We start from the raw sequence: 8,570 nt of genomic DNA, 5'->3' as shown, positions 1-8,570 counted from the left end.
GAGTATAGAAAATCAAATACTATAAACTCTGCTGATGACTTAAAAAACATAAAAGGATTTGGGGATACTATTATTGACAATATAAAAAAGGATATAAAAGTAAAATCTAATGCATCTAAAAAAGATGAAAAACCAAAAAGTGACGATATTAAAGATTCAAAGAAAACTAAAAACCCTAAATCTGACAATTAACCCTTTTTTATTACTTAGTAAGAGCAATTGGCTCTTACTAATCCCGTTTTATTTTTAAATCATTAATAAATTTTTCTTAGAAAACTAGACTTTTATGAACAAAAATTCATATTTATTTCCTGACTTCGTCGCTGGGTCACCCAAAGTCTTTTGATATTTCCTTTTCAATGATATTCAATAAAAATTTCTGTTCTTCATCCATTTGTAATAAAACTTTTTGTTTAACTCCTGAATCTGGCAATGTCACTTATATTTGGTAAATATTATGGATAATCTCTCTTGCTTTTTTTACACTGAATGGTGCTTCATATTTATTACTCCACCGATAAATTAAACTAATATTATGGATATTGTTGGTACAATTTCTAATGGAAAAATTAGATAAAAATGATGCAAGAAAAGTAGATTCAAAAACATTGCAATATCTTCGGGATAGAGCAATAAAATTAAGAGAGAGTGGTGTTAGTAATATTGAGACAGCTAGTATTTTAGGTTTATCAAAAATTACAACTTCAAGATGGTATAGTAAATACAAAAAAGATGGACAAAAAGCTCTTAAAGTTCAAAAAACAGGTAGACCAAAAAAGAGTGGTAAACGCCTTAGTGATGAACAAGAATCAAGAATTATTAGGATGCTAATAGATACAAGACCAGAACAGCTAAAATTTAAATTTGCACTTTGGACAAGGGAAGCAGTAAAACAATTGATTTTGAGAGAACTTGATGTTGATATGCCAATATCAACTGTTGGAGATTATTTAGCTAAATGGCAATTTAGATCTAAAAAGCCAATTAAAAGAGCTTATGAGAGAAAAGATAGTGCTACAAAAGCTTGGCTTGAAATAGAGTACCCAAAGATAAAAAAAGAAGCAAAAATAAATAATGCTGATGTTTGGTGGGCAGATGAAACAGCTTGTGTTTCATTGCCAAGTAATCTAAAAGGATATGCACCAATAGGAAGTAAAATAAAACCAATATTAACTCATACAGCTAAAAAATTTAAAGTTAATATGATAAGTGCTATTACTAATACAGGTAAATCAATGTTTGCACTTTATGATGATTCAATAGCTACTGATAATTTTATAGATTTTTTAGAAAAAGTAATAAAGTCAAATGATAAAAAAGTATTTATGATAGTAGATAACCTAAGAGTACATCATGCTAAAAAAGTAAAAGAGTGGGAAGAAGAGAATAAAAATAAAATAAAACTATTTTATCTACCACCATACTCTCCTGAATTTAACCCAGATGAATATTTAAATCAAGATTATAAGAGTAATGTACATAAAAATGGTCTGCCAAAGAATCAAAAAGAGTTAAAAGAAAATACGCAAAATTATATGGAGAGTTTACAAAAAAATCCACAAAAAGTTGCAAATTTCTTTTTACATCCAAGTGTTAAATATACTAGTTGATAATATTAACTCTGTTTATTGGAGGAGTAATATTAGTAGAATAAAGATTAATTTTCATGATGAGCAAACTGTAATTATAGAAGCTATTACAACAAAAGATGTTATAACAACAACTCTAGAAAATCTTCTTTATATATTGTATTTTATTCTTCCAATAATTTTAGTTTTTGCAGTTATTGGTGGAAACTTTATAATTTATAAATCATTTTCTCTTTTTCAAAATATTTTAGAAAAATTAAAACAGATAAATGCAAATGATTTGTCATCAAGATTGAAAACAACTGATACTAAAGATGAAATTTCTGAATTAATAAATGAGATAAACAATCTTTTATCTAGACTTGAAAACTCATTCGAAAAAATTTCTCAGTTTAGTTCAGACGCTTCTCATGAACTAAAAACTCCACTTACTATAATAAAAGGTGAATTAGAAATTGCATTAAGAAAAGATAGAAGTGTAGAAAATTACAAAGAGACTATAAATAGATCATTATGCGAACTTTCAGGAATCGAGCAGACAATAAATGATCTGTTGTTTTTAGCCAAAAATGAAAATGAGATTATTATAGATAAAAAAGATAATTTCTATTTAGATGAAATTGTAGATGAATCAATAAATGAGCTAAAAAATTTTGCAAAACTTCATAAAGTTGAGATAGTTTTTGAGGTTGAAGATAATTTAGAGTTTTTTGGTTTTTCAAATTTATTAAAAATTGCAATAAAAAATGTTTTAAAAAATGCTATTCAATTTAGTTTTGAAAATTCAAAAGTTATAGTAAAAATATTTGAAAAAGATAATTTACTAAACATTTCAATAAAAGATTTTGGAATAGGAATTCCACTAAATGAACAAGAAAAAATATTTGATAAATTTTATAGAACAGATAAAAGTAGAAATAAAAATTCAGGTGGTACAGGACTTGGAATGTCAATTCTAAAAAAAATAGTAGATATTCACAAAGGAGAAATAACTATAAAAAGTGAAGAGAATAAAGAGACAACAATAACTTTATCTTTTAATAATAAATAAAGAACTACTCTTTTTCAATATTAAAATTTATATCAATAGAAATTAATTCATATTTAGATAATATTGCAACCAAGTTGCAAACAAAGGTTAATATGAATTTAATACAAATAGAGAATTTATCTTACTCATATTCTAATACAAAAGCTTTGGAAAATATAAATCTTGAAATTAAAAGTGATGATTTTTTAGCTATTATTGGACCAAATGGTGGTGGAAAATCTACTCTTTTTAAACTTATTTTAGAGTTACTTCCTCTTCAAAGTGGAAGATTAATAAAAAATATAAAAAATAGTGAAGTTGGTTATGTCCCACAAAATACAAATTTAAATATTGATTTTCCAATTACTTCTTTGGAAGTAGTTTTAATGGGTCATATAAGTTCTAAAAAAAGATTATTTGGTTACTCAAAAGATGAAATATCTTGTGCTTTAGAGTCTTTAAATCAAGTTGGGATGAAAGATTATGCAAATAAAAAGATAGGTGATTTAAGTGGAGGTCAAAGACAAAGAGTCTTTATAGCACGTGCACTTTGTTCAAATCCAAAAATTATGCTTTTGGATGAGCCAACTGCAAGTATTGACGTGCAAGGACAACAAGAGATTTATGAACTTTTAAGAGAGTTAAATAAATCTATTTGTATTGTTGTTGTAAGTCATGATTTATCAATTCTTTTAAATTATGCAAAAAATGTAGCTCATATAAATAGAAGTTTGGTTTATCACAGCCTTGCTGAAGTTCAAAAAAATGTTACTTTAGCGGATGATCATTTGTGTGAAGTAGAACTTTTATCAGCATTGGGTAAAACACAAATTTGCTGTAACCATGTACACTAAAAAGGTAAAAATATAATGTTTGAAATTTTACAATATGATTTTATTCAAAATGCTTTGCTAGCTGGAATTTTAATCTCAATAGCAGCTGGAATAATTGGAACTTTGGTTGTGGTAAATAAGATTACTTTTTTAACAGGTGGAATTGCTCATAGCGCTTATGGAGGAATAGGAATAGCTATATTTCTAGGAATCCCAGTTTTATTTGGAGCGACAATCTTTTCAGTTCTAACTGCAATAATAATTGCTATTATTACTTTGAAAAATAGAAGCAGAATAGATGCCATCATAGGTATGATGTGGGCAAGTGGAATGGCTATTGGAATTATATTTGTGGATTTAACTCCAGGATACAATGTAGATTTAATGAGCTATTTGTTTGGAAGTATTATCGCTGTTTCAAGTGAAGATATAATTTATATGACTCTTTTAGATATTTTTATTATAGCAATTGTTGTATATTTTTATAAAGAGATTTTATCTGTATCTTATGATAGTGAATTTGCAAGTTTAAGAGGTATAAATGTAAAGTTTTTTTATACACTAATTTTAATCTTATCAGCACTTTGCGTAGTTGCTGCTATAAAAGCAGTTGGGCTTATTTTAGTAATTGCACTTCTTACAATTCCAACATATTTAGCTGAAACTTTTGCTACAAAACTATCTTCTATGATGATTATTAGTTCAATTTTAGCTACAATGTTTACAATATCTGGTCTTGTGGTCTCATATTTTTATGATATAAGTTCGGGAGCAAGTATAATAATGGTCGCAGTTGTTGCTTTAGGAGTTGTAAAGCTAATAAAATATAAAAAATAAAAAATAAAAAAGAAAGAACGGAAAAACCAATGAAAAAAATAGATGAAAAAATAAAACAAGGTGTTGTAAACACTTTAAGAGTAAATAGAGTTAGTGAACCTGGAATTTATCTGATTAGTGGAGATGAAACGGAAGTTTTATTACCAAATGCTTATGTAAAAAAGGATATGGCAATTGATAGTTTACTTGATGTTTTTATCTACACAGATAGCGAAGATAGATTAGTTGCTACTACTTTAAAACCATATTTGTATTTAAATGAGTTTGCATATTTAAAGATTGTTGATAGTGCAAAATTTGGTTATTTTGTTGATATTGGTTTACCAAAAGATTTGTTGGTTCCAAAAAATAGACAAAAAGGAACTTATAATATTGGTTCATATAAAGTTTTACAAATGCAATTTGATGAAAGAACAAGTAGATTAATAGCTAGTGAAAAATACATACTAGAAGAAGAGCCAAAAAATCTAAAACAAGGTGATGAAGTAGAGATTATTTTATATTCAAAAACTCCACTAGGATTTAAAGTTATTGTAAATAATAGTTACGAGGGTATGATTTTCCACTCTGAAATTTTTGAGAATTTAAAAATAGGTGATAAAAAAAGAGCCTATATAAAAAATTTAAGAGAAGATAAAAAATTAGATATTTCATTACAAAAAATAGGTGAAAAAGTAGATTCTAATAAAGTTTTAGAGATTTTAAAAGCAAATGGTGGAGTTTTGAATTTTACCTATAAAAGTGATGCTGAAGATATAAAAAATATATTTGCTATGAGTAAAAAAGCTTTTAAAGCAACTTTGACAAAGCTAATTGATGAGAAAAAAATAAACTTGGAAAATGATAGAATTTGTTTGATTTGAATTAAGACAAATCTTATCCTAATTGAATATAATTTCAGTTAAATATCTTAAATAAGATTTTTTGATTGATTGAAATTTATATAAAAAGGAAATAAAATGGCAACAGTAAAATTTAAAGGTGAATTAGAAGTAAATTTAAGTGGAACAGAGTTAAATGTTGGAGATATAGCTCCTGTTGTAACTGGTGTTGGAGCAGATTTAAGTGATATTACTATTGGTGGACAACGAGGAATGGCTCAAGTTATTATTGCAGTTCCATCTCTTGATACTGGTGTTTGTGCAGCAGAAGCTAGAAGATTTAATGTTGAAGCTTCAAAATTAGATCATGTAGAAGTTGTTATTGTATCTATGGATTTACCATTTGCTATGAAAAGATTTTGTACAACTGAAGGGATTGAAAACCTAAAAGTTGCATCTGATTTTAGAGCAAAAGCATTTGCAAAATCTTATGGTGTTTTACAAGCGAATGGTCCTTTAGCAGGACTTACTGCAAGAGCTGTATTTATAGTAAATCCATCTGGGAAAATTACATATAAAGAGATTGTTCCTGAAATAACTCAAGAACCAAATTATGATGCTGTTTTAAAGGCAATAGCTGAAGCATCTTCTACTTCTTGTTGTGGAAGTTGTCACTAAAAAACTTTTTTAGGTAAGAATTTCTTACCTAAAATACTCTTTTTTTATCTACTATTAATTAAAAAGCTGTATCATTATTTAAATCTCTAAAGAAAGGGTTAGCTATGAAAAAAATAATTAAAACTATATTTGTCTTAATGTTGAGTTTCTCATTTTCAAATGCTTCATTGGTAGAAGATGGTTATATTGAGCTTGAAAAAGGAAATGTTTTAGAAGCTGCAAATATATTTAAAGTTTCATGTGAAAAAGGTGCATTTGCTGGATGTTATAATCTAGGTTTAATGTATTTTAAAGGTGAACATATAGCCAAAAACTATACAAAAGCAGAAGAGTATTTTTCAAAAGCTTGTGTGCAAGGTCATCAAAATGCTTGTTATAATTTAGCAAATATGTATGAAAAAGGTTTAGGTGTAGAAAAAGATAACTTTAAAGCTGTTGATTTATATATAAAAACTTGTAAAAATGGTGTAAGCTCTTCTTGTTTTAATTTAGCAATTATGTATAAAAATGGAAATGGAGTGGAAAAAGATGATTTTAGAGCAGTTGATTTTTATACAAAAGCTTGTGAAATGAATCATCAAAAAGCTTGCTATAATCTTGGGGTTATGTATCTTGAAGGTGATTTTTTAGCTATAAATAAAACAAAAGCAAAAGAGTATTTTGAAAAATCTTGTGAGCTTGGATATAGCAATGCATGCAAAGAGCTAGGAAAACTTTGAATTATTGTTTGAAATCAAGCTAATTTATAAAAAAAATAGTTAAAATCTCTTAATTTATATTAGGAGATTTTAATGACTTCGTGGTACAAAAAGTTTGCTTCGCAACCACATCAACCATTTTTTACAAATGGGGTAATATTTTTTATACTTTTCATAACTCTATTTGCTTTTGCTTATTCAAATAGTATAAAATTGGATACATCAATTTTAACATATCATGCATATGCTCTTATTTTTGTAGTATTTATTCAGTTCTTTTTAGGGTTTTTATTTGTTGTTTTTCCAAAATTTTTGATGCAAAGTGAAATAGCTTCAAAAGATTATATGGGACAATTTTTTCTATATTTTATATCTAGTTTAGGTATTTTACTTTCGCTTATTTTTTACTCACAAATTACTATTTTATTTCAACTTCTAATGCTTTTTGCTCAAATTTTGAGTTTTAGACTTCTTTATAGTATTCATAAAAAAAGTATTATGAAAGACAAAAATGATACAAAATGGGTTTTAATGGCATTTAGTACAGGAATCGTTTCTCATTTTTTATATATAGTTTCAGAATTTGATTTTGATTCATCTTATTTTGTTTCAAAAATTTCTATAAATAGTGGATTTTATCTATTTTTATTTATGATTATTTTTATAATTTCTCAAAGAATGATTCCATTTTTTACAAGAGTTATGGTTCCTGAATATATTATAAATAAGAGTCCAAAGCTTTTAGATACTATATTTTTTCTGCTTCTTTTAAAAGTTATTTTACTATCTTTTGATAATCCAAAACTAAATCTTTTTGCAGATATTCCTATCTTCTTATTTATTTTAAAAGAGTTAGTTCGTTGGAAAATGCCAACATTTAGAACACCACCAATAGTTTGGATTTTGCATCTTGGTTTATATTGGATTGTTGTAGCATTTTTTATATCTATTGTTGAGGGCATTTTTTCTTTTATTTATCCAAAATTCTATTTTGAAAAAGTTGTAATTCATACTTTAGCTATTGGATATTTTGTTACGGTTTTAATAGGATTTGGTACTAGAGTAGTTCTTGGTCACTCTGGAAGAAAAATAGAGACAAAACTTTTCGCACTTTTTATATTTATAAGTGTTCAGATTTTAGCTTTAGTTAGGATATTTGCATCTATTTGTGTTAATTTTGGATTTAACTATATTGTTTTTATAGAGCTAAGTGCTATTTTGTTGATATTAGCACTAATTATTTGGTCTTTTAAATATGTTGTTATTTTATTAGAAAATGATAAAAAACCAGAAATAGTAGTTCAAAAAGTAGATGAAAATAAAAAAGAGGAATTTAAGCCAAAATGGAAAGTATAAATATTTTGTTTTCAAGGTTTTTGCCTTGAAAACAATATTTTTTATGGTTTAATAGTTGATAATCCAACACTAAGCCACGACTGCATTCCACCTCTGTACCATTTCATTTTTTCTTGAGGATAACCAATAGCTATTAACTCTTTCATAGCTTCAGGAGATTGTCCACACCAAATTCCATTACAAAACATTAAAAGAGTTTTTGCATTTGTAAAGTCATATTTTCCATTTTTTTCAACTACTCCAAAAGTCTCTAAAGCCTCAGCAAACTCATCTGGGTATTGAGATTTTTTTGTATAAACATATGGAACATTTATCGCCGTTGCAATAGTTTCATGGTTATACCAGTTTTCAGTTCTACTATCAATTAAAAGAAGATTTTTATCTGTTTTTGATTTCTCTATAAACTCTAAAACTTCTAACTCCCCATAAGTATCTATTTTATCTGATGCTTTTATTGGAGCAATTTTTCCAAAATATGTTACAAAACTTCTTTTGCAATTTTCATCTACAGTTGGAGCTGCTTCGTGTTTCCCACCAAAAATATCTTTTGGGTCAAATGCTACAGTTTCACACTCCTTTGGTTTAGCTTCCCTTTTTATAGTTGTTTTTTTACCATTTTCTAAAGTTACTTCAACTCCAGAACTTTGTAAATCAGCACTTAGTAGAGAAGTGGCTACAAGCAAACTTCCTAAAATTATTTTAAACATAAACTCTCCTTGTTTTAAAAT

Annotated in this window: 9 protein-coding genes and 1 pseudogene; 9 read left to right on the top strand and 1 reads right to left on the bottom strand. The window is 26.8% G+C overall.

Annotated elements, in window-relative coordinates; all coding sequences use genetic code 11:
- The 9 genes and pseudogenes from AC5LG6_RS09810 to AC5LG6_RS09770 form a co-directional block, all read left to right on the top strand.
- A pseudogene (locus tag AC5LG6_RS09810) lies at window positions 1–192 on the top strand (hypothetical protein); the annotation flags it as partial.
- Window positions 193–560: 368 nt separating this feature from the next.
- The gene (locus AC5LG6_RS09805; protein ID WP_498586406.1) at window positions 561–1,610 is read left to right on the top strand and encodes an IS630 family transposase; all 1,050 of its coding nucleotides are present in this window, start codon (window positions 561–563) and stop codon (window positions 1,608–1,610) included.
- Window positions 1,591–2,640 (top strand): sensor histidine kinase, encoded by a 1,050-nt coding sequence (locus tag AC5LG6_RS09800; RefSeq protein WP_498586404.1) that lies wholly within the window; start codon window positions 1,591–1,593, stop codon window positions 2,638–2,640. The genes AC5LG6_RS09805 and AC5LG6_RS09800 overlap by 20 nt, the downstream gene beginning before the upstream one ends.
- Window positions 2,641–2,732: 92 nt before the next feature.
- Window positions 2,733–3,473, top strand: coding sequence for a metal ABC transporter ATP-binding protein (locus AC5LG6_RS09795; RefSeq protein WP_066155646.1), 741 nt, complete (start codon window positions 2,733–2,735; stop codon window positions 3,471–3,473).
- 15 nt (window positions 3,474–3,488) lie between these two features.
- Complete coding sequence (locus AC5LG6_RS09790; protein WP_141048625.1) at window positions 3,489–4,289, top strand: metal ABC transporter permease; 801 nt, start codon at window positions 3,489–3,491, stop codon at window positions 4,287–4,289.
- Between the two features lie 38 nt (window positions 4,290–4,327).
- On the top strand, window positions 4,328–5,152 hold the full coding sequence (locus AC5LG6_RS09785; protein ID WP_066358852.1) for a CvfB family protein: 825 nt from the start codon (window positions 4,328–4,330) through the stop codon (window positions 5,150–5,152).
- 96 nt (window positions 5,153–5,248) lie between these two features.
- Window positions 5,249–5,788, top strand: coding sequence for a thiol peroxidase Prx-SUH (gene prx-suh, locus AC5LG6_RS09780; RefSeq protein ID WP_066404255.1), 540 nt, complete (start codon window positions 5,249–5,251; stop codon window positions 5,786–5,788).
- 104 nt (window positions 5,789–5,892) lie between these two features.
- Entirely contained in the window at window positions 5,893–6,507 is a 615-nt protein-coding gene (locus tag AC5LG6_RS09775; protein WP_120986090.1) for a tetratricopeptide repeat protein, read from the top strand.
- Window positions 6,508–6,579: 72 nt separating this feature from the next.
- Window positions 6,580–7,842, top strand: a complete 1,263-nt coding sequence (locus tag AC5LG6_RS09770) for an NnrS family protein (protein ID WP_120986092.1) — start codon at window positions 6,580–6,582, stop codon at window positions 7,840–7,842.
- 41 nt (window positions 7,843–7,883) lie between these two features.
- Here the strand turns inward: AC5LG6_RS09770 and AC5LG6_RS09765 are convergent, their stop codons facing one another.
- Window positions 7,884–8,549, bottom strand: a complete 666-nt coding sequence (locus AC5LG6_RS09765) for a rhodanese-like domain-containing protein (RefSeq protein WP_120986094.1) — start codon at window positions 8,547–8,549, stop codon at window positions 7,884–7,886.
- Window positions 8,550–8,570 lie beyond the last annotated feature (21 nt).

Source organism: Arcobacter thermotolerans (assembly GCF_983172305.1).
The sequence above is the reverse complement of the archived record's forward strand: the minus strand, read 5'-3'. Positions and strand labels throughout refer to the sequence as shown.

Bases quoted from the DNA above. Each gene is read 5' to 3' on its own strand.
- AC5LG6_RS09795 (WP_066155646.1), top strand. From the start codon at position 2,733: ATGAATTTAATACAAATAGAGAATTTATCTTACTCATATTCTAATACA.
- AC5LG6_RS09805 (WP_498586406.1), top strand. From the start codon at position 561: ATGGAAAAATTAGATAAAAATGATGCAAGAAAAGTAGATTCAAAAACA.
- AC5LG6_RS09765 (WP_120986094.1), bottom strand. From the start codon at position 8,549: ATGTTTAAAATAATTTTAGGAAGTTTGCTTGTAGCCACTTCTCTACTA.
- AC5LG6_RS09775 (WP_120986090.1), top strand. From the start codon at position 5,893: ATGAAAAAAATAATTAAAACTATATTTGTCTTAATGTTGAGTTTCTCA.
- prx-suh (WP_066404255.1), top strand. From the start codon at position 5,249: ATGGCAACAGTAAAATTTAAAGGTGAATTAGAAGTAAATTTAAGTGGA.
- AC5LG6_RS09790 (WP_141048625.1), top strand. From the start codon at position 3,489: ATGTTTGAAATTTTACAATATGATTTTATTCAAAATGCTTTGCTAGCT.
- AC5LG6_RS09770 (WP_120986092.1), top strand. From the start codon at position 6,580: ATGACTTCGTGGTACAAAAAGTTTGCTTCGCAACCACATCAACCATTT.